This window comes from Pseudomonas bubulae, from assembly GCF_037023725.1.
Taxonomy (GTDB): domain Bacteria; phylum Pseudomonadota; class Gammaproteobacteria; order Pseudomonadales; family Pseudomonadaceae; genus Aquipseudomonas; species Aquipseudomonas bubulae.
Genome location: NZ_CP146077.1, coordinates 611,860 through 632,542 on the forward strand (window position 1 = coordinate 611,860; position 20,683 = coordinate 632,542).

The following is a 20,683-nucleotide window of genomic DNA, read 5'->3' on the forward strand; positions in this document are numbered from 1 at the left end:
GAAGTTTTATACATGGCACAGACCAGCACATTGCCAGCACCTATCGAAAGCGAAAGCCCTGCACCTGCGCCGTCGCCCATGACCACCACTCTGGCCGCGCCGCAACCGCTGGGCCTTGACCTCGGGGCGAAGAAAGTCGACAGCCGCGATGCCCTGATTGGCGTCGCCGTGCTGGTGGTACTGGCCATCCTGTTTTTCGTGATCAAAAACGCCTATGCCAACTGGCGCGTACGTGAGCGTGTCGCACCGAGCCGGGCAAACGCCTCGGGCTGGTTCCTGTTTCTGGGCCTGTTGATGATCGCCATCATGGCCGTGCTCGCCGTACTCAACTCGGGGCAGTTCCTTGCGCCGCTCTACATCGCACCGTTGGGTGGCGTAGCTGCCATCTCGCTGGTGGCATGGCTGATGACGTTTTCGGCCAAACGCTGAGCTCATCGGCCGTTGGCAGACACCTGTCTTTGGCCCGCCTGACCTGAATACTGGATTAACACACCGAAAGCATCGGTTGCCCCCAAGGGCTCATGGAGTTTGAGATGGACAAGAGTGAAGAACTGACCGGCCCTGCAACCCCTCCGGTCTGCGACAAAATATACCCCACTTTGTTTATCGCTCTTGGCGGCACCGGTATGAAGGTCAATATTCGCCTGCGCCGGCGCATCCTTAATGCGATCTGGGGAGGCAATAATCAAGTCCAACATATCTCGGATTTCCCGCTGGTGCAGTTCATCAATTTCGACCTCGATTCAGGTGAAGTAACCCAGGATGGTAAGTCAGTAAAAACCGACGTGCTGGCCGAGCAAGTGGCCTTCACCTCTGAAGAGAAAGTCATTGAGCCTCTGCATCTGAGCAAATACACCCACTCCATGGATGAGCTCAATCGCCACCGTGAAGTGGCCGAATGGTTCCCGCTGACACCAGATAAAATCAAAGCTTTAGGCATCGACCCCTCCAAGGGGGCAGGGCAGATTCGTGCACTGTCACGCCTGTATTTCTTCGACAAATATCCAAAAATCCGCGACAAAATGCGCGACAAAGTCGGGCGTTTGCTCAATAACATTGGTACTCAAGCAGACAAGCTGAAAAAACTTGGTCTGGAAATCGAACCGGGAAAACTGCGGATCGTTATTACCGGCTCAGCCGCCGGGGGTACCGGCTCCGGTGCATTCCTGGACATGGGCTATCTGGCCAAGGCCATCCTTAAAGAAAAAAACATTGTTGGCAAGGTCGACTTGTTCCTCGTCCTGCCAGGCGGTTTCCAAGCCTTCAACAGCGAGCGTGTTCAAGCGAACGGCTACGCTGCATTGATGGAAATGGAAACCTGCATGCGCGGCAATCCCCTGCTAAAACATTGGGACGCCTCCGACAATCTGTTTATCGACAGTCGCCCCTACGATGACGTTTTCATCCTAGACAACAGCAACGTCGCACAAGCAAGAACCGAGAATCAGGAAGACGTCTATGAAATGCTTTCCGACATCTTGTTCACCGACTTCACTTCACAAGACTTCGCCAACAAAAAGCGATCAGTTTCCGTAAACCAAAACCTGTTCAAGACCGAGAACTTTGATGTCAGCCTGCCGCGCGACTATGGCGACAACAACACACTGCAGTTTCCTCGTATCTACTCCTCGGTCGGGCAGGCCGTTCTCGACACACAAATTGACGCCCGCCAGAACGTACGTCTGAATCAGCAAGTGCAGCACATGCTTAAGGCGTTTTTCGGCGTCGCCAATAGCGAAGTCATCAGTAATCGTCCAACCGATAAAGAGCGTGACGAATTCCTGAAGGAACAACTCACCATCACGGCACGTACCTTCACCGACCTGCCAGAATTTCTGTCCCGTGTGGAGTTAACCCAAGCCACTGGCGAGTTCACTCACTATCAGATCGCCGATGATCTGCTACAGGTAGAAGGTGACAACAGTGTCATTGCGCAAATTGAGCACAAAGTCGAATCTCTGTTCGAGCGCTTGCAAAATGGCGGCGCCGATAAGGATCAATGGCTGACCCTGGTCCGCGAGATTCAACAGCAGCTTGAGCGTGACACCAAAGGCAGCTCTATCGACAGCGCCGAGCGTAACCATGAAGTGCGGATCAAGGAAAACCGACTGAAACGTTTCGCACAATGGACACGCGAAGATAGCTTGCCGGAGCAATTGTTCCGTCGTCTGGATGATGACGAGCGCGGAGGGCTGGATTACATCCTGGCACTGGTCGAAATGATCAAAGACCGCCTTGAAAACGACAATGGCATCATCCCTGCGCTGGAGAAAAATGCCGGACGCTTTAAAGAACTGTCGGAAAAGCTCGAATCATCTGAGCTGGCACGCGAGTTCGAGCGCCTGAAAGAAACGACTGGCAAAGGACTATTGGCGCGACTGAGCGGTAAAGATAAACAAGCCGACACTGTGATCAGCCAGGTCAAAGATACCCTGCGTGAAAGCCTGTTGTTCTACGTACGTTCGATTGCCGCGCGCGAAGCGGCTCAGTTGCTGCGTGATATCTCTGAATGGTTGGGCCGCAAAGGACCAGTAGACGTCAACGGTCGCCCTGTGTGGAGCGGTTTTGTAGGACGCCTGCAGGACGGCCGTAACGCAGTTGATCATCTTTTGCATCGCATCGACTCAAACATCGCCAAAATCAATGCCGGGCTTCAGACTCAACACGCCACGCTGATTCCGCTAAAACTGGTGCAAAGTGACGACCGTCATCCCGTCGACAGCCAGCAAGTACGCGAGTGGGCCAAGGACGCTTTCAAAGACTTTGGTGGCTCAAAAGCCTTGTTTGGCAAGTTGCAGACCAAAGAAGGTCAAGAGGAACTGCTACAGGCGCTGCGCAATAAAGCAGTGCATCAGTTACCTAAAAATCAAGCGGATGTGGATCCGTTGATGACCGCATTGGCGGCACTACCCCCCGAAGAACAGCGAGAGAAGTTCAGGATGTTGTTGCTGCGGGCCATGCCATGGGTACCGCTTAACCTCAATGGTGATTTCAATATCCACAAAGACCTCTATACCTGCCTGATTGGCGTACACAACTCGACTGAATTCAACCGCTTGTTTGGCGCTCAAATTGCGGAATGCTTGCCACAAGGCGCGGGTATCACAGCAGGACAAATCAATTTCTTTGAATCAGGCATGCCCGGCAAACTGGTGTGCTACACCGAATTGAGCGGGTTCCCGATCCCAGCTATCACCCAGCTGTCGACGTACCTAGCCAGCTATCGTAAAGAAAGCGCCTCCATCCCCCTGCATATCCATAAACGCATTAGCCAATTCGTACAACCGATCCAGTTCAATCAAGAGCAGTACCGCGAGTTCGCTGAGGATTTCAAACTCTACTTGCATGCCATTGGCTTGGGCGTCCTCAAGCGTCTGAACAACGGGCTGTATGAGTTCATGCTGGCCAAGGACAACTTCACCGTGGGCGATGAGTTTTCTATTCGCCAAAGCCGGTTCCATAGCATCCACCGTGCCGACATCGAACGTCAGGTCAACGACAAGGCCAAAGGCCTTAACGCCTTCCAAGTTGCGGTGCTGGCGACGATTTTCGAAGACATGAGCAGCACGGCCTATAAGCCGAAAAAGAAAGATGAAGGCGGACGCTCATATAATTTCAAAGCCTTCCCATGCAACATCGCAGAACTCTTAAAGCAAGAGTATCTGGAACGCCTTGACCGTCAGGCACCGACTGATGCGAAAAACCTCAAAGACCGCGCTGAAACCCTTATGGAGCAATGGGGGCAGCGGATCGAAGGCTCAAAAGCCGACGTCTATCACGATGAAGTTGAGGGTGATCACGGCGAAAAACTCACGGTAAATAAAGAGTTCTTCACCGACGGCTGGCTGGAAAATCTGTCCACCCAGGCAAGCACTGCACCTGCAGCCCCTGGTATGGCCCCACCACCACCGTTCGCCGCACCACAGCACAGCTACCACCTGAGTGTCAGCGGGACCAATTACGGCCCTTACAACACCCAGCAATTGCAGCAATATGTGCAGTCCGGGCAAATCACCCGCGACAGCCTGCTGTGGCGTGAAGGCATGCCTGCCTGGCAGACGGCCGGGCAAATCATGGAGCTTGCGCACCTGTTTGCGCCAGCCGTGGGCGGCCCTCCTCTGACAGCCCCGGCTCCACCGCCAGCACCTTGAGCGCACACGAGAAGACCATGTCCGCATCGTCAGCCAAAGCCTCTGCATTCCCGACCTCATGCGCCAACAGCGCCTGCGGTCAGGGGCTCTGCGGCCCAGTTAAATACTGCCCGTTCTGCGGCGCCCCGCTTCAGCAGGCGCCCGCAGCGGTTACCCCGGTACCGGCAGCTGAACCCAAGGCTCGGCCAGCCACCCCTGCACCCAAAGCAACCGTCACACCTGCCAGTGCTCCACCACCCCGGGACATACCTGCTGCAGCGCCAACACCTGTACCAGGTCCGGCGTCTCCCCCACCTGCGCCGCCTGCCGCAACACCAGCGCCCACCAACAGAAAACCGGCCCTGATAATGGCAGTTGTAACTCTGGCAGTGGTGGTGGGCGGCTACGTTGCAATCAAGATGATGGCCGGGCAAAGCCAGCAAAAGCTCGATGGCTTTTTGCAAACCGGTCAGAGCTGTTTTGACACCAGGGACTTTGCTTGCGCGCTGGACAATGCCGGGCTCGCCTTGCAACAGGACAGCAATGACCCTCGCGCCTTGAGTCTGCTGCAGCGTGCGCAGGCCGCCCAGGCGCGCCAGCAACAATTGCAGGAGGCGCAGCAGAAACAACAGTTGCTCAAAGCCCAGGCCGCCGAGGCGACGCGACAAGCCGATGCCCTGCGCGAACAGCAAGCTCTTGAGCGCCAGCGCCAGGAAGCGGCCGATCGCCAGGTGCGTGACCAACAGCAGCAACAGGCTGCCAAAGCTGTTAATGCCTCCCTGCAACAAGCGCAAAACGCGCTCAATGCCGGGGAGTACCAGTCTGCAATTGCCGTGGCCAGGGTCGTGCTGGGTATGGACCCAAACAATAGTCGGGCGCGCAACATCATCCGCCAGGCTGAACAACAACTCAAAGAAGCACTGAATCGAACCCGGATCGAATAATCAGGGTGTATGAGTTTTCCCCTCTCTTACTTGGAAGTTACTGATGAAATTGCCCTCCAACTCTTTGGATAAACGCTTGCTGGCCTTGGGCCTGGCTTCGCTACTGGGTCTGCAAGGCTGCGCCAATATCGACTCTGCCAGCATCAACCCGACCAACTGGAGTGGCAGCGACTGGATGAAGTGCGGGCTGGCAATTGCAGCAGGTGCGGCAGCGGGTGCTGCTGTGAGCGGTGCCAACGATAAAGGCGCAGGCGTATTGATTGGCGGGGTTGCCGGCATGGCCGCCTGTTTCGCGATCAATGCCAAGTCGGTACAGACCAAAACCGCTCAAGAAGTTGAACAACAATATAAAACCTCGGGCAAGAAACAACCGGCCCAGCCAGAACTGGTTAGCTACGACACCAGTATCCAGCCCGGTATGACCATCAAACGGGGCCAACCGATTACCGTGGTTTCCAATATTGTTGCTATCAACGGCGCGACCCAGCCGATCAGCGAAATCAAGGAAGAGATCCGCCTGTTTGCCCCCAACGAGGCCAAGCCGTTGAAAGAAGGCAGCAAGATCGCGAACACCAAGGGCGGCAGTGGCGGTTACGAGAACACCTTCACCATCACCCTCGATGAGCGTGCGCCGCAGGGTATCTACCGGATCGAAACATCGGTGGCCGTCAACGGCAAGCCGGCCAACACCCGAATCAACAATGTGCAGTTGGTGATGATTGATCGCGAGACCTATCAGCTGGCATTTCTGGATCGATAGCTGGCGGGTTGCATTCGCCCTGTAGCCGCTGCTGAAGAAACCAGGCAGCGGCTACACAGGCTGCTGTCATCACGCACCCGGCACAAAATGCTTCTGCGCCGTGCCGTGGGCGATCAGCCGCGAGAGATAGTTCATTTTGTCGGCGTCCTGATCGACAAAGCGAAAGGTCAGTTGCAACCACGCACTGTCCGGTTTTGGCTCGAATGCCACGATGGCATGCAGATAACCGTTCAAACGCGCCACCTCGGCGTTCTCGCCCTGCTCAAGGTCGAGTACGGCACTGTCCAGTACCTGAGGCAGCACTTCGCCACGACGCACCACCAGCAGCGCCTCCTTGAGGCTCAACGCCTTGATCACGCAGGTTTGGGTACCGCTGGGCAAACGCAGTTGCCCCTGACCACGGCTGGTCAGCGCCGGTGCCGCGACAGGTGCCGGCCGTGGTGCCGGGGCAACCGGGGCAGATGTCACCGACGTCGGGGTCACGACCTGCGCCTTGCCACCGGTCAATGCATTCAGCGAGTCATTGCCAAAGGCCGAATTAACCCGCGTCGGGGTGCTGGCCATCACGGCGCTCAGCAATCCCGCCTTGGTGAACGCCTTCTTCACCTTCGACAGTAACTGCTCATTGGTGAAGGGTTTGCTGACGAAATCCGAAACTCCGGCCTGAATGGCCTGGATCACGTTCTCTTTGTCACCACGGCTGGTGACCATGATAAAGGGCAGCGTTTTCAGACGGTCTTGCTCGCGGCACCAGGTCAACAGCTCAAGGCCGGACATCTCCGGCATTTCCCAGTCGCACAGCACCAGATCGAAGGCTTCACGGGACAGCAAGGCCTGGGCTTTGCGGCCGTTGACCGCGTCTTCGATCCTGATGCCCGGGAAGTAGTTACGCAGGCAATTTTTAACCAGATCACGAATAAACGACGCGTCATCTACCACCAGCACACTAACCTTGCTCATCGACTGCTCCTTGGATATGAACGCCCGAAAACCAAAACGCCCGGCATTGAGCCGGGCGTTTTTTAGATCGGGCTGCCTTATTTATCGTCAGGCGACGACGCAACATTAGCGTTATCGGCACCCGTGCCCTGAACTTCTTCGCGCATGCGCTTGAGACCCATGTGCCGCACGTCTGTACCGCGTACCAGATAAATCACCAGCTCCGAGATATTGCGGGCGTGGTCGCCGATACGTTCCAGTGAGCGCAGCACCCAGATGATGCTCAACACACGCGTGATCGAACGCGGATCTTCCATCATGTAAGTGGCCAGCTCACGCAGCGCGGTCTTGTACTCACGGTCGATGATTTTGTCGTACTGCGCCACAGACAGGGCAAGATCGGCGTCAAAGCGGGCAAACGCATCCAGTGCATCACGCACCATATTGCGCACCTGGTCACCGATATGGCGCACTTCAACGTAGCCGCGCGGCGCCTCACCTTCTTCGCACAACTGAATGGCCCGACGGGCGATCTTGGTCGCTTCGTCACCAATGCGTTCCAGGTCGATCACCGACTTGGAAATGCTGATGATCAATCGCAAGTCAGACGCCGCAGGCTGACGACGGGCCAGAATGCGCAGGCACTCCTCGTCGATATTGCGCTCCATCTGGTTGATCTGTTCATCGATCTCACGCACCTGTTGCGCCAGGCCCGAGTCGGCCTCGATCAGTGCGGTCACCGCATCGTTGACCTGCTTCTCGACCAGGCCGCCCATCGCCAGCAGGTGGCTGCGCACGTCTTCGAGTTCCGCGTTGAACTGCGCGGAAATGTGATGGGTGAGGCCATCCTTTGAAATCATGGTTCTGCTCCGCAAAAGCTGTGAGCTGCACGCGGTTAGCGGCCAGCCGAATTATCGTGACATAGAACGGGCAATGCCGCTCAAACTAGCCATAGCGCCCGGTAATGTAGTCTTCGGTCTGCTTTTTGGCCGGGTTGGTGAACAGCGTGTCAGTGTCACCATATTCAACCATCTTGCCCATGTACATGAACGCTGTGTAATCCGAGACACGGGCTGCCTGTTGCATGTTGTGGGTTACGATCACGATGGTGAACTTGGACTTGAGCTCGTAGATCAGTTCTTCGACTTTCAACGTCGAGATCGGGTCGAGTGCCGAGCATGGCTCATCGAGCAGCAACACTTCGGGCTCTACCGCGATGGTACGGGCAATCACCAGACGCTGTTGCTGGCCACCGGACAAACCCAGTGCCGAGTCGTGCAGGCGGTCTTTGACTTCGTCCCACAACGCCGCGCCCTTGAGGGCCCATTCGACGGCTTCATCGAGCACACGCTTTTTATTGATGCCCTGGATGCGCAGGCCGTAAACCACGTTCTCGTAAATGGTTTTGGGGAACGGATTGGGCTTCTGGAATACCATGCCGACGCGGCGACGCAGTTCGGCTACATCCTCGCCCTTGCGGTAGATGTTGTTGCCGTACAGGTTGATCTCGCCTTCTACGCGGCAACCGTCCACCAGGTCGTTCATGCGATTGAAGGTACGCAGCAGCGTCGACTTGCCACAGCCGGACGGACCGATAAACGCCGTGACCCGTTGTTTCGGGATATTCAGGCTGACGTCGTACAGGGCCTGTTTTTCACCGTAGTAAAGATTCAGGCCCGGGACTTCAATAGCGACTTCTTCGTTTGCCAGGTTCAAGCTTTGTTTGGTGCGACCCAAGGCGGACATGTTGATGCCGTGGGTTGAGGATTCATGCTGCATGGGTTGCTCCATACGCTAAAAATTCGTTTCGGTTTTTCAGTAACCGGGTTTCTTCTGGGAGAGCGGGCTTGCTCGCGATTCAGGCACCTCGGTTTCACGCTGAAACCTTACCGATACCATCGCGGGCAAGCCCGCTCCCACAGGTCATGTGTCTATCAGCTATCCAGCGCCTTGTACTTCTCGCGCAGGTGGTTACGAATCCACACGGCGGACAGGTTCAGGGTCGCGATCACCAGCACCAGCAGCAGCGCCGTGGCGTATACCAGCGGTCGGGCGGCTTCGACGTTCGGGCTCTGGAAGCCGACGTCATAAATATGGAAGCCCAAGTGCATGATCTTCTGGTCAAGGTGCAGGTACGGGTAGTTGCCGTCCAGCGGCAGCGACGGCGCCAGTTTGACCACGCCCACCAGCATCAGCGGTGCCACTTCACCGGCGGCACGGGCCACGGCGAGGATCATGCCGGTCATCATGGCCGGGCTGGCCATCGGCAGCACGATTTTCCACAGGGTTTCCGATTTGGTTGCACCCAGCGCCAGCGAGCCTTCGCGCACTGTACGCGGAATCCGCGCCAGCCCTTCTTCGGTGGCCACGATCACTACCGGCACGGCCAGCAGCGCCAGGGTCAGCGAAGCCCACATCAGGCCAGGTGTACCAAAGGTCGGCGCAGGCAATGCTTCTGCGAAGAACAGGCGGTCAACCGAGCCGCCCAGCACGTACACAAAGAAGCCCAGGCCGAATACGCCGTAAACGATGGCCGGTACGCCAGCCAGGTTGTTCACCGCGATACGGATGATCCGGGTCAGGGTGTTTTGCTTGGCATATTCACGCAGGTAAACCGCCGCCAGTACGCCAAACGGCGTCACAATCACCGCCATGATCAGGGTCATCATTACCGTGCCGAAAATGGCCGGGAAGATCCCGCCCTCGGTGTTGGCTTCACGTGGATCCTGGCTCAGGAATTCCCAGATATTGCTGAAGTACATGGCCAGTTTCTGCCAGCTGTTCATCGCGTTCGGCTGGTACACCTTGACCACCTTGCCGATACCGATTTCCAGCTCTTTGCCGTTGGCATCCCGGGCCGTGAGGCTGTCGCGGTTGAACTGTGCATGCAACTCGCCCAAGCGGTCCTCGATGGCCTTGTAGCGTGCATTCAGCTCGGCGCGCTCGGTTTCCATGTCAGCCTGCGCCTGCGGTGTCAGCTTGCCTTCCAGCTCCAGCTTGCGACCGTGCAGGCGGATGCGCTCCAGACCGTAGTTGATCGCGCCGATATCTTTCTTCTCAAGCTGGCTCAGTTGCGCGGCCAGGTCATTGACACGCTTGACCCGCGCTTGCAGCTCCGGCCAGGCCGCGGCACCTTCTGCCACCACCTTGCCGTTTTCCTTGACGTTAACCAGGTAGCCGTAGAAGTTGCCCCACTCGCGACGCTCGATGGCCATCAACTCGGGCGGCGTGCTCTGGTTCGTCAACCACTCGCCGACCACCCAGGTAAAATCATTGCCATTCAGGTCACGGTTGCCGACCTTGATCAGCTCCCGGGTCATGAACTCCGGGCCTTGTTCCGGCACCGGCAGGCCCGCACTTTTCAGGCGCTCGCGGGGCACTTCTTCCTTTTGCACCACTTCGCCGATCACCAGGTGATTGGCATCACCCGGCACGTTGTATTCAGCGTGGATCAGGTCGGCCGGCCAGAAGTGGCCCAGGCCACGAACGGCAATCACCGAGAGCAGGCCGATGGTCATGATGACGGCGATGGACACTGCGCCACCGCTGATCCAGACGCCTGGAGCGCCGCTCTTGAACCAGCCTTTGAGGGAGTTCTGTTTCACAGACTTCTACCTTCCTTAAAGCGACGAATATTTCTTGCGCAGACGCTGACGAATCAGTTCGGCAAGAGTGTTCATGATGAAGGTGAACAACAGCAGCACCAGCGCCGAGAGGAACAGCACGCGGTAATGGCTACCGCCCACTTCCGACTCCGGCATTTCCACCGCCACGTTCGCCGCCAGGGTACGCAGGCCTTCGAACAGGTTCATTTCCATGACCGGGGTGTTACCGGTGGCCATCAACACAATCATCGTCTCGCCGACCGCACGGCCCATACCGATCATCAGTGCCGAGAAGATCCCCGGGCTGGCCGTCAGGATGACCACGCGGGTCATGGTTTGCCACGGTGTGGCACCCAGCGCCAGCGAACCCAGGGTCAGACCGCGAGGCACACTGAACACGGCATCTTCAGCAATCGAGTAGATGTTGGGGATCACCGCGAAGCCCATTGCCAGACCCACAACCAGAGCATTGCGCTGGTCGTAAGTAATGCCCAGGTCGTGGGAGATCCACAGGCGCATATCGCCACCGAAGAACCAGGCTTCCATGAACGGGCTCATATACAGCGACAGGCCGCATACAAACAGAATCACCGGGATCAGGATCAGGCTTTCCCAACCGTCAGGCACACGCAGGCGGATCGACTCGGGCAGGCGGCTCCAGGTGAAGCCCGCCACCAGAATGCCGATCGGCATCAGCACCAGCAGGCTGAAAATCCCCGGCAAGTGGCCTTCCACATACGGCGCCAGGAACAGACCGGCGAAGAAACCCAGAATCACCGTCGGCATCGCTTCCATCAGCTCGATCACCGGCTTGACCTTGCGGCGCAGGCTTGGAGCCATGAAGTAAGCGGTGTAGATGGCTGCGGCAACGGCCAGAGGTGCCGCCAGCAACATCGCGTAGAACGCTGCTTTCAAGGTACCGAAGGTCAATGGCGCCAGGCTCATCTTCGGTTCGAAGTCAGTGTTGGCGGCTGTCGATTGCCAGACGTATTTAGGCTCGTCGTAGTTCTCGTACCAGACCTTGCTCCACAGCGCGCTCCAGGACACTTCCGGGTGCGGGTTCTTCAGGGTCAGTGGCAGCAGCTTGCCGCCCTCTTCCACGATGATGCGGTTGGCACGCGGCGACAACGCCATGACGCCCGGACCTTCTGCCACTTTCTCGACCAGCAGGGTGCGATGCGCGGTGCTGTGGAACACACCGATCTCGCCGGCCGCGTCCAGAGCCAGGAAGCCCTTGCGGCGTTGCTCGGCAGTGATTTCAACAATCGGCGACGTGCCCATCTGGAAGCTGCGGATATGTTTGAAGCGCTGCTCGCCATCCGGGTCGCGAGCCATGAACCACTGGCTCAGGCCGCCCTTGGAATCACCAAAAATCAGCGAAATACCGCCCACCAGTTGTGTGCTGGCGGTGATCTCGGTGGTTGCGTCATCCACCAGCTTGTAGCGACCGTTGAGGCTTTTGTCGCGCAGGCTGAAGACATCGGCCTGGGCGCGATCATTGATCACATACAACCACTGCTGACGCGGGTCGATATACAGCGCTTTGACCTTCGCGGTCATCTGCGGCAGGTCGATACGGGTCTCGGTGTTGGTGACCTCGTCGGTCATCATGTTTTCTTCGCGGGCCAGTGACAGCACGTTCAGTTGCGCGCCCGAGGAACCGGCCAGCACCAGCGTTGAATCGTTGACGCTGAGGTTGACGTGATCCAGTGCACCACCCTGCGGGTCGAGGACGATTGGCGTTTCGCCATACGGGTATTCGATTGCCGGGGTGATGGTCTTCTTGCCATCCGGGTAGCTGACTTTATAGCTGTGCCGGAACACCAGCGCCTGACCGTTGGACAGGCCCAGCACCGCCACCGGATTACCCGGCTGGTCTTCACCCAGAGAAGTCACTTGAGTGCCGGCCGGCAACGGCAGGTTGACCCGCGACAGCTCTTCGCCGTTCTTCGCATTGAAGAACAACACCATGCCCTTGTCGGACACCCGCATACCGACCTGATTCTGCTCTTCGATGGAGATCATCAGCGGCTTGCCGGCGTCCTGCATCCACACCGGCGTAATCGCCTGTTTGGCGTTCAGGTCGGCACCCTGGAACAGTGGATAAACCACATAGCCCAGGAAGAAGAAGATCAGAGTGATTGCGCCAAGCACGGCAAGACCGCCGATAAATACATACCAGCGGGTCAGGTGATCTTTAAACGCGCGGATACGGCGCTTGCGTTGCAGTTCAGGCGTATTGAAATCAATGCGCTTGGGAGCGGATGTCGTAGTCATTGGGGAATTGGCCAGATCATTCATGCGCACACCCTAGCGGTCCTGTATGACAGAAAGATGACAAAGCAGTGACGCAAAAAATCCGCCGCCCAACGGTGCTGGCAGCGGAATGGAAAATTTGGTGAAGCGGTTGCGAGGCAGACCTGCAGGAGCGGGCTCGCTCGCGATGGCGTCAACTCAATAGGTCTGATGTACCAAGTTGCCTGCATCGCGAGCAAGCCCGCTCCCACATGGCGTCTGCTTATGCGCCTTCTTTCAGGCCCAGGTCAGCCAATGCTTTGGCAGCGACTTTGGCTGGCAGAGGGATATAGCCATCCTTCACGACCACTTCCTGACCTTGCTTGGACAGGACCAGCTTGATGAACTCGGCTTCCAGCGGGTTCAGCGGCTTGTTCGGCGCCTTGTTCACGTACACGTAGAGGAAACGCGACAGCGGGTATTTGCCGTTCAGTGCGTTTTCTTCGGTATCTTCGACAAACTCGGTGCTGCCTTTTTTAGCCAAAGGCACGGTCTTCACGCTGGCGGTTTTGTAACCGATGCCCGAGTAACCGACGCCGTTCAGCGAGCTGCTGATCGACTGCACAACCGAAGCCGAGCCCGGCTGTTCGTTCACGTTAGGCTTGTAGTCGCCTTTGCACAGGGCTTCTTCCTTGAAGTAGCCGTAAGTGCCGGATACCGAGTTACGACCGAACAGTTGAACCGGCTTGTTGGCCAGGTCGCCGGTCACACCCAGGTCGCCCCAGGTTTTAACGTCGGCTTTGGCGCCGCACAGGCGGGTCGAAGAGAAGATCGCATCAACCTGTTCCATGGTCAGGTGCTTGATCGGGTTGTCCTTGTGCACGAACACGGCCAGGGCATCCACTGCCACCGGGATGGCGGTAGGCTTGTAGCCGTACTTCTGCTCGAAGGCAGCCAGTTCGTTGTCTTTCATTTTGCGGCTCATCGGGCCCAGGTTAGCGGTGCCTTCAGTAATCGCAGGCGGCGCGGTCGAAGAACCGGCAGCTTGAATCTGGATGTTTACGTTCGGGTATTCTTTTTTGTACGCCTCAGCCCACAAGGTCATCAAGTTCGCCAGGGTGTCGGAACCAACGCTGGACAGGTTGCCCGACACACCAGTGGTCTTCACGTAGGGCTGAATAGCCGGGTCAACACCAGCGGCAACCGCATTGGCAGTTGCAACGCCTGCGGCGACAAAAGTCAGGGCCGCCATCACACGCTTCAGTTTCATGCCTTACTCCTAGCAAACGGGGTTAGATGAATCGGGGGCCAGTATCTGCAGGCCATGTGACTACTCTATGAACCGATTGTGACAATTAGATGAAAGGCCATCATTCGTTACAAATGATGGCCTTCGGGGAGAGGCTAGCGAAGTGTCATGGCCACTGAGCGATGTCTCAGCGGCCCTTTTTCCACAAATAAGCACCGACCACCAGGCCCATCGTGCAGATAATGGCCACGTAATACGCCGGCCCCATCGGGCTTTCCTTGAGCAACAGGGTCACGGCCATTGGGGTCAGACCGCCAAAGATGGCGTAGGCCAGGTTGTAGGAAAACGACAGGCCACTGAAACGCACCACTGGCGGAAAAGCTTTAACCATCACATAAGGGACGGCACCGATGGTGCCGACAAACAGACCGCTCAGGGAATACAGCGGGAACAGCCAGTCCGGATGCTGCAGCAGGCTGTGATAGAAGGTCCACGACGTGATCAGCAACCCGGCGCAACCCACCACAAACACCTTGCCCGCACCAAAGCGGTCAGCCAGGGCGCCCGAAGCGATGCAACCCAAACTCAAAAAGACGATCGCCAGGCTATTGGCTTGCAACGAGGTGGTCGCTGAAAAACCATAAATGGTTTGCAGCACCGTGGGCGTCATCAGAATGACCACGATGATCCCGGCAGACAGTAACCAGGTCAGCAGCATCGAGACCACAATCGCCCCGCGATGGTCGCGCAGCACGGTCTTGAGCGGGACTTCCGCAGCCAGCGCCTTGCGCAGCTGCAACTCGGCAAATACCGGTGTCTCGTGCAACCAGCGACGCAGGTACACCGAGAACAGGCCGAACACGCCGCCCATCAGGAATGGAATCCGCCAGGCAAAGTCAGACACTTCAGCCGGCGTATAGATCGTATTGATCGCCGTGGCCATCAGGGAACCCAGCAAGATGCCCGCGGTCAACCCGCAGGTCAGGGTGCCGCAGGCGTAGCCCACATGCCGTGGCGGCACATGCTCGGCCACGAACACCCAGGCCCCGGGCACTTCACCACCAATGGCCGCGCCCTGGATCACGCGCATCAGCAGCAACAGAATCGGTGCCCACATGCCAATCTGCGCATAGGTCGGCAGCAAGCCCATGATCAAAGTCGGTACAGCCATCATGAAGATGCTCAACGTGAACATCTTTTTGCGCCCCAGCAAATCACCAAAGTGCGCCATGACAATGCCGCCCAAAGGACGCGCCAGATAACCCGCAGCGAAAATACCGAAGGTTTGCATCAGACGTAGCCACTCGGGCATGTCCGCCGGAAAGAACAGTTTCCCGACCACGGTGGCAAAAAATACAAAAATAATGAAATCGTAAAACTCCAGCGCACCACCCAAGGCAGACAGCGACAAGGTTTTATAGTCATTACGGGTTAACGGCCGCGAAGGCGGTGCAGCACTGGAAGGCTCTGTGATCATGGGGTATTGCTTCTCTTATTAGGCACGGCAAAAAGCTGCAACTTCGCCGGCAGGGGCTGGGCAGGTTTTGAAAGATAACAAATTGTTTACAAAAGCACAGAGCTAGACGTGCAGCGCACCCAAAAAGCAGAATCAGGAGGTCGTCGGCCAGGCTGTCCCCCGATATACTCATGCTGTAAGAAACACTTGGTAACTTCTGAGGTTGCTGTGCGAAAACGTCCGCTGGCCACTTCAGCCGATTTCGCAGAGTTTCCCCTTGGTGCGGCTTATGAAGAACGTGACGAACGTAGTATGTTCGGGCTGAATCGTTTTTCTAAAGACGCTTTTTCACCCGCAGTACTTATGATGAATCACGGGTCAGAGGCCCTTAGGCATGCTAGAGCTCGAACAAGAAGATCCAATTCCGCAAGGCGATCTGGCCTTGCAAATCACCGCCCTGCCGCGCGAGACCAATGGTTTCGGCGATATTTTTGGCGGCTGGCTGGTCTCTCAAATGGACCTGGCCGGTACCGCAATGGCCAGCAAGGTTGCCGGTGGCCGTGTAGCCACTGTCGCTATTGATCGTATGGCATTTCTGGTACCCGTGGCCGTGGGCGCACAATTGTCGTTCTACACCCAGGCACTTGAGATCGGCCGCAGCTCGATCCAGATGATGGTTGAAGTGTGGAGTGACGACCCGTTGTCCAGCGAATGGCGTAAAGTGACCGAAGCGGTCTTTGTCTTTGTCGCCATCGATGGCAGCGGCCGCACCCGCTCCGTTCCGCCACGTCGTTAAACCTATAAATAGAGAACCTGCCATGCACCACATTGAGTCAGTCACCCTGGATGAACTGGAGTGCTGGCACTTCCAGCATGGCCAGGCCCAACTGCTGGTCGCCAAACAGGGCGCGCAGGTTCTCAGTTATCAGGTAGGTGATGAGCCGCCGATCATCTGGCTCAACGAAAAAGCCCAATTCAAGCAAGGCCATGGCATCCGCACGGGCGTGCCGGTGTGCTGGCCCTGGTTTGGCAACCTGGCACTCAACCCGCAAAGCGTGCAGGCCATGCGCCACAGCGATGAACCCGCCACGGCCCACGGCCTGGTACGTACGCGCGAATGGGAAGTGCTGGAGATCGATGACGCCGGTGAGGCGCTGCATATAGCGCTGGGCTTGCCCCACATCGAAGGCGGCCTGCCCGGCTGGCCCCACGACGTGGCGCTGACCCTGAACATCCGCCTCGACAGCCAACTGCATATCAGCCTCACCAGCCATAACCGCAGCAGCATCCCGGTGAGCATCAGCCAGGCCCTGCACAGCTACTTTGCGGTCAGCGACGTGCGCAAGGTTGAGGTCAAAGGAGTCGACGGCCTGACCTACATCGACACACTCGACGACTGGAAACGTGTTGCGCAAGCGGGCGATTTGACCTTCAGCAGCGAAACCGATCGTATCTACCTCGATACCCCGCAGCAGTTGAGCATCGTCGACCCGGACTGGTCGCGCACGCTCGAGCTGACCAGCCGCGGCTCGCGCTCGGCGGTAATCTGGAATCCCTGGATCGACAAGACCGCCACGCTCGGCGATATGGCCGCAGATGGCTGGCAGCGCATGCTGTGCATCGAAACCGCCAATGTGATGGATGACATCATCACCCTGGAGCCGGGCGCCAGCCATACGCTGAGTGTGAGTATTGGCAGCGAGCGCCTGAAAACCTGATACAACCAAAACCTGTGGGAGCGAGCCTGCTCGCGAAGTGTGTTTTCGCGAGCAGGCTCGCTCCCACAATTGGTCTGATCCCTACAAGTCTTCCTCAACCACTACCCGCACCTTGCTCGCATCCAGCGCATAGGCCGCATCGGCCAGGTCATTGCTGACCTTCTCGACCTTCAGCGAGCCCATCACCCACAACGGCGTGTAGATGTCATCCAGCTTCAAGCCTTTTGGATAGCGCACCAACACCAACTGATTGGGCGGCGGAGGCGGCACATGAATGCAGGCGCCCGGGTACGGCACCAGGAAAAACAGCGTGCTGCGACCCTTGGCGTCTGTTTCCAGAGGCACGGGGTAGCCACCCAAACGGATATTTTTGCCGTTCATGCTGGCCACTGTCTTGCTGGAGTACATCACCGCGGGCAGGCCCTTGCTCTGCTTCAAACCACCCTTGTCGGTAAACGTACCATTGGCCTCGGGCGAGTCATGGTCAATTTCGGGCATTTGCTCAAGGGCTATTTGATCCGACTTGGGCATCAGTTCAAGCCAGTCGGTTTCGGGCAACTCTGCCGCATGTGCCAGGCCTGAACCCAGCAAAAGAAAAGTCAGTAGAAGACGGCGCATGCAAGGCTCGATAAAAGAAGGATTGAACGCGCGCAGTTTAACCCTCTCTGCGGCTGGCGCAGAGAGAGCCAAAGCGTTTAATCAGGACTTTTTCGACACCAGGCCGTAGATCACCAGCAAGATCACGGCACCCACCACGGCACCTATAAAGCCGGCACCCTCGCCTGCCTTGTAGATACCAATCGCCTGACCACCATAGGTAGCCGCCAGCGAACCGCCGATACCCAGCAGGATGGTCATGATCCAGCCCATGCTGTCGTCACCCGGTTTCAGGAAACGAGCCAGCAGGCCAACGATCAAGCCGATAAAAATGGTTCCGATGATGCCCATGGACGCTCCCTCAAAATTAAATGGCGTTACAACCAAAGCCTAGTCAGCACTTTGGCATCACGCCATCAGAGAGCAGCGACAACCCAATGGTTCCGTACAAAGCGATTTACGCTTCGTCGATCAGGGCTTCAACCTTGAGGATTTGCGCTTGCAACGTCGCCATGTCAGCGCAGCGCAGGTTGGCGTGACCGACTTTGCGGCCGACCTTGAACGCCTTGCCATAGTGATGCAGATGGCAATCAGCAATCGCAATCACCTTCTCAACCGGCGGCACGCTGCCGATGAAGTTGAGCATGGCGCTTTCACCCACTTTGGCTGTCGAACCCAACGGCAGGCCGGCGATGGCGCGCAAGTGGTTTTCGAACTGGCTGCACTCGGCACCTTCGGTGGTCCAATGCCCGGAGTTATGGACACGCGGGGCGATTTCGTTGGCCTTGAGGCCACCGTCGACTTCAAAGAATTCGAATGCCATCACCCCAACGTAATCCAGCTGCTTGAGCACACGGCTGGAGTAGTCTTCAGCCAGGGCTTGCAACGGGTGATCGGTACTGGCAACCGACAGCTTGAGAATGCCGCTGTCGTGAGTGTTGTGTACCAATGGGTAGAACTTCGTTTCGCCATCACGGCCGCGTACGGCAATCAGCGACACTTCGCCGGTGAACGGCACAAACCCTTCCAGCAGGCACGCCACACTGCCCAGTTCAGCAAAAGTATCCACGACATCGGCAGGGGTGCGCAGCACTTTCTGGCCCTTGCCGTCATAACCCAGGGTGCGGGTCTTGAGCACGGCAGGCAGGCCAATGGTGGCCACTGCTGCGTCCAGATCAGCCTGGGACTGGATGTCGGCAAATGCCGGCGTCGGAATGCCCAGATCCTTGAACATGCTCTTTTCGAACCAGCGATCGCGGGCAATGCGCAACGCTTCGGCGCTCGGGTATACCGGGACGAATTGCGACAGGAAAGCCACGGTTTCAGCGGGAACGCTTTCGAACTCGAACGTCACCAGGTCGACTTCGTCAGCCAACTGGCGCAAATGGTCCGGGTCGCTGTAGTCCGCACGCAGGTGTTCACCCAGCGAGGCGGCACAGGCATCAGGAGCCGGATCCAGGAAAGCGAAGTTCATCCCCAGCGGAGTGCCCGCCAGAGCCAGCATGCGGCCCAATTGACCGCCACCGATTACACCGATTTTCATCGTCAGAAACCTCAGGCTACGCGCGGGTCTGGATTGTCCAGCACGCTGTCTGTCTGTTCAGCACGGAATGCTTTCAAAACGGTATGGAACTGCGGATGCTTGGCGCCCAGGATGCTCGCCGACAACAGGGCAGCATTGATCGCGCCCGCTTTGCCGATGGCCAGGGTTGCAACCGGGATGCCCGCCGGCATTTGCACGATCGACAGCAGCGAGTCTACGCCCGACAGCATGGCCGACTGCACCGGTACACCGAGCACTGGCAAATGGGTTTTGGCTGCACACATGCCTGGCAGGTGGGCTGCGCCACCGGCACCCGCGATGATGACCTCGATCCCGCGGCCTTCGGCCTCTTCGGCATACTGGAACAGCAGATCCGGAGTGCGGTGGGCAGAGACCACTTTCACTTCGTAAGGAATGCCGAGTTTTTCCAGCATATCGGCGGTGTGGCTGAGGGTGGACCAATCGGACTTGGAGCCCATGATCACGCCTACCAGTGCACTCATCGTCGCGCCTCTTCTCTTGGGCGCCCGCAGGCGCGTCAAAAAACAACAAGCCACGTGGAGGATCCGACGTGGCTTGTTATAGGAATTAAGGCCGGTCAAGCCAGCCGAAGGCCGCGCAGTATACCCCAAACATGTGCCTTGAAAGCACCTTTGACGACCATCTGTCATGCACATCGGATAATCCTGAATCCCCCGGTTTTATTGACCTGCAGGTCAACGCACTCCTCCTCGGCTACGGCCTCTGATCATCGGGTGCCACGCCTACATCGCACAGAGATAGAAACGACATAACTCGACGAATTCCAGCCACGGCGAAACCTGGAATTAACGTCTTCACTTAAATTCAAACCGGTAACAGCAAAAACGTAAACAGTCCTGCAAGGATTGCAGGCTCCTTATTAAAAGGATATTTCCCATGCAACCGATCACACTTTATATTTTTATCCACAACGATGTCCCGCACCGCGCCATCAACACATTGGGGCGTGCATACTTCAAAGAGTTTACCGACGAAATCACGGCAATTACAAAACGATCTTTTATATTCAAGGACATACGTAACGTGCAGGGCATGACTGACTTCAACTATAAAAGTCAGTCCATAGACGATGTTCTTCATCGATGGGAATTGGCGGCCATCCGATACAAAAACCAACACGGGCTAAAGTGGGGTAAAACCGAACGCTACATTCTGGTTACGCACTCCCCGCTCAACGAAACCACCCTGGGCTGCGCTTACCCCGGACAACCCGCCGTCATTGCCAGCCTTAAACACTATCAAGTGATCGCCCACGAAGTAGGCCACAGTTTCAATGCATCCCACAACAATGCAGCACTCGGCCACAATCCATGGGGCAGCGTATGTGAAACGTTCATGTTTCCCAACGCTTCAACTTTTCGAAGTAATTGTTACCGTTTCACGCCGGAAAACAGAGACAACATAAGAGCATTCTTAAGTGATGCCCTTTGAGGCTTAAACTGTTAACAATCTTGTCGACCATCAT

Annotated in this window: 18 protein-coding genes; 7 read left to right on the plus strand and 11 right to left on the minus strand. The window is 57.1% G+C overall.

Annotated features, from left to right (window positions below; translation table 11 throughout):
- Nucleotides 1-12: 12 nt before the first annotated feature.
- From V6L81_RS02800 to V6L81_RS02815, 4 genes are all read left to right on the plus strand, one after another.
- The gene (locus V6L81_RS02800; RefSeq protein ID WP_095023126.1) at nt 13-429 is read left to right on the plus strand and encodes a hypothetical protein; all 417 of its coding nucleotides are present in this window, start codon (nt 13-15) and stop codon (nt 427-429) included.
- Between the two features lie 104 nt (nt 430-533).
- Complete coding sequence (locus tag V6L81_RS02805) at nt 534-4,151, plus strand: tubulin-like doman-containing protein (RefSeq protein ID WP_338660467.1); 3,618 nt, start codon at nt 534-536, stop codon at nt 4,149-4,151.
- Nucleotides 4,152-4,498: 347 nt separating this feature from the next.
- The gene (locus V6L81_RS02810) at nt 4,499-5,074 is read left to right on the plus strand and encodes a hypothetical protein (protein ID WP_338660468.1); all 576 of its coding nucleotides are present in this window, start codon (nt 4,499-4,501) and stop codon (nt 5,072-5,074) included.
- Between the two features lie 43 nt (nt 5,075-5,117).
- A complete protein-coding gene (locus V6L81_RS02815; RefSeq protein ID WP_095017952.1) occupies nt 5,118-5,834 on the plus strand; it encodes a hypothetical protein in 717 nt (238 codons plus the stop codon).
- Nucleotides 5,835-5,903: 69 nt separating this feature from the next.
- On the opposite strand, the gene V6L81_RS02820 is transcribed toward V6L81_RS02815, so the two are convergent.
- The 7 genes from V6L81_RS02820 to V6L81_RS02850 form a co-directional block, all read right to left on the minus strand.
- On the minus strand, nt 5,904-6,794 hold the full coding sequence (locus V6L81_RS02820; protein WP_094999521.1) for a response regulator: 891 nt from the start codon (nt 6,792-6,794) through the stop codon (nt 5,904-5,906).
- A 77-nt stretch (nt 6,795-6,871) separates the two neighbouring features.
- A complete protein-coding gene (gene phoU, locus V6L81_RS02825; protein WP_094999522.1) occupies nt 6,872-7,633 on the minus strand; it encodes a phosphate signaling complex protein PhoU in 762 nt (253 codons plus the stop codon).
- A gap of 85 nt (nt 7,634-7,718) precedes the next feature.
- Nucleotides 7,719-8,552, minus strand: a complete 834-nt coding sequence (pstB, locus tag V6L81_RS02830; RefSeq protein ID WP_094999523.1) for a phosphate ABC transporter ATP-binding protein PstB — start codon at nt 8,550-8,552, stop codon at nt 7,719-7,721.
- Nucleotides 8,553-8,707: 155 nt separating this feature from the next.
- On the minus strand, nt 8,708-10,378 hold the full coding sequence (gene pstA / locus V6L81_RS02835; RefSeq protein ID WP_095017950.1) for a phosphate ABC transporter permease PstA: 1,671 nt from the start codon (nt 10,376-10,378) through the stop codon (nt 8,708-8,710).
- A 15-nt stretch (nt 10,379-10,393) separates the two neighbouring features.
- On the minus strand, nt 10,394-12,679 hold the full coding sequence (locus tag V6L81_RS02840; RefSeq protein ID WP_094999525.1) for an ABC transporter permease subunit: 2,286 nt from the start codon (nt 12,677-12,679) through the stop codon (nt 10,394-10,396).
- A 217-nt stretch (nt 12,680-12,896) separates the two neighbouring features.
- Nucleotides 12,897-13,883, minus strand: a complete 987-nt coding sequence (locus tag V6L81_RS02845) for a phosphate ABC transporter substrate-binding protein PstS (RefSeq protein WP_094999526.1) — start codon at nt 13,881-13,883, stop codon at nt 12,897-12,899.
- A gap of 166 nt (nt 13,884-14,049) precedes the next feature.
- Entirely contained in the window at nt 14,050-15,339 is a 1,290-nt protein-coding gene (locus V6L81_RS02850) for an MFS transporter (RefSeq protein ID WP_094999527.1), read from the minus strand.
- A 373-nt stretch (nt 15,340-15,712) separates the two neighbouring features.
- On the opposite strand from V6L81_RS02850, the gene V6L81_RS02855 reads away from it, so the two are divergent.
- A complete protein-coding gene (locus V6L81_RS02855; RefSeq protein ID WP_003438129.1) occupies nt 15,713-16,114 on the plus strand; it encodes an acyl-CoA thioesterase in 402 nt (133 codons plus the stop codon).
- Between the two features lie 22 nt (nt 16,115-16,136).
- Complete coding sequence (locus tag V6L81_RS02860; RefSeq protein ID WP_338660469.1) at nt 16,137-17,036, plus strand: D-hexose-6-phosphate mutarotase; 900 nt, start codon at nt 16,137-16,139, stop codon at nt 17,034-17,036.
- Between the two features lie 81 nt (nt 17,037-17,117).
- On the opposite strand, the gene V6L81_RS02865 is transcribed toward V6L81_RS02860, so the two are convergent.
- The 4 genes from V6L81_RS02865 to purE form a co-directional block, all read right to left on the minus strand.
- The gene (locus tag V6L81_RS02865) at nt 17,118-17,654 is read right to left on the minus strand and encodes a DUF3299 domain-containing protein (RefSeq protein ID WP_094999529.1); all 537 of its coding nucleotides are present in this window, start codon (nt 17,652-17,654) and stop codon (nt 17,118-17,120) included.
- 81 nt (nt 17,655-17,735) lie between these two features.
- Nucleotides 17,736-17,984, minus strand: a complete 249-nt coding sequence (locus V6L81_RS02870; protein WP_016782939.1) for a GlsB/YeaQ/YmgE family stress response membrane protein — start codon at nt 17,982-17,984, stop codon at nt 17,736-17,738.
- A 106-nt stretch (nt 17,985-18,090) separates the two neighbouring features.
- A complete protein-coding gene (locus V6L81_RS02875; RefSeq protein WP_094999530.1) occupies nt 18,091-19,176 on the minus strand; it encodes a 5-(carboxyamino)imidazole ribonucleotide synthase in 1,086 nt (361 codons plus the stop codon).
- Nucleotides 19,177-19,187: 11 nt separating this feature from the next.
- On the minus strand, nt 19,188-19,679 hold the full coding sequence (purE, locus tag V6L81_RS02880) for a 5-(carboxyamino)imidazole ribonucleotide mutase (RefSeq protein WP_016782937.1): 492 nt from the start codon (nt 19,677-19,679) through the stop codon (nt 19,188-19,190).
- Between the two features lie 415 nt (nt 19,680-20,094).
- Here purE and V6L81_RS02885 point away from each other — a divergent pair, with 415 nt between their 5' ends.
- On the plus strand, nt 20,095-20,649 hold the full coding sequence (locus V6L81_RS02885; RefSeq protein WP_094999531.1) for a hypothetical protein: 555 nt from the start codon (nt 20,095-20,097) through the stop codon (nt 20,647-20,649).
- Nucleotides 20,650-20,683 lie beyond the last annotated feature (34 nt).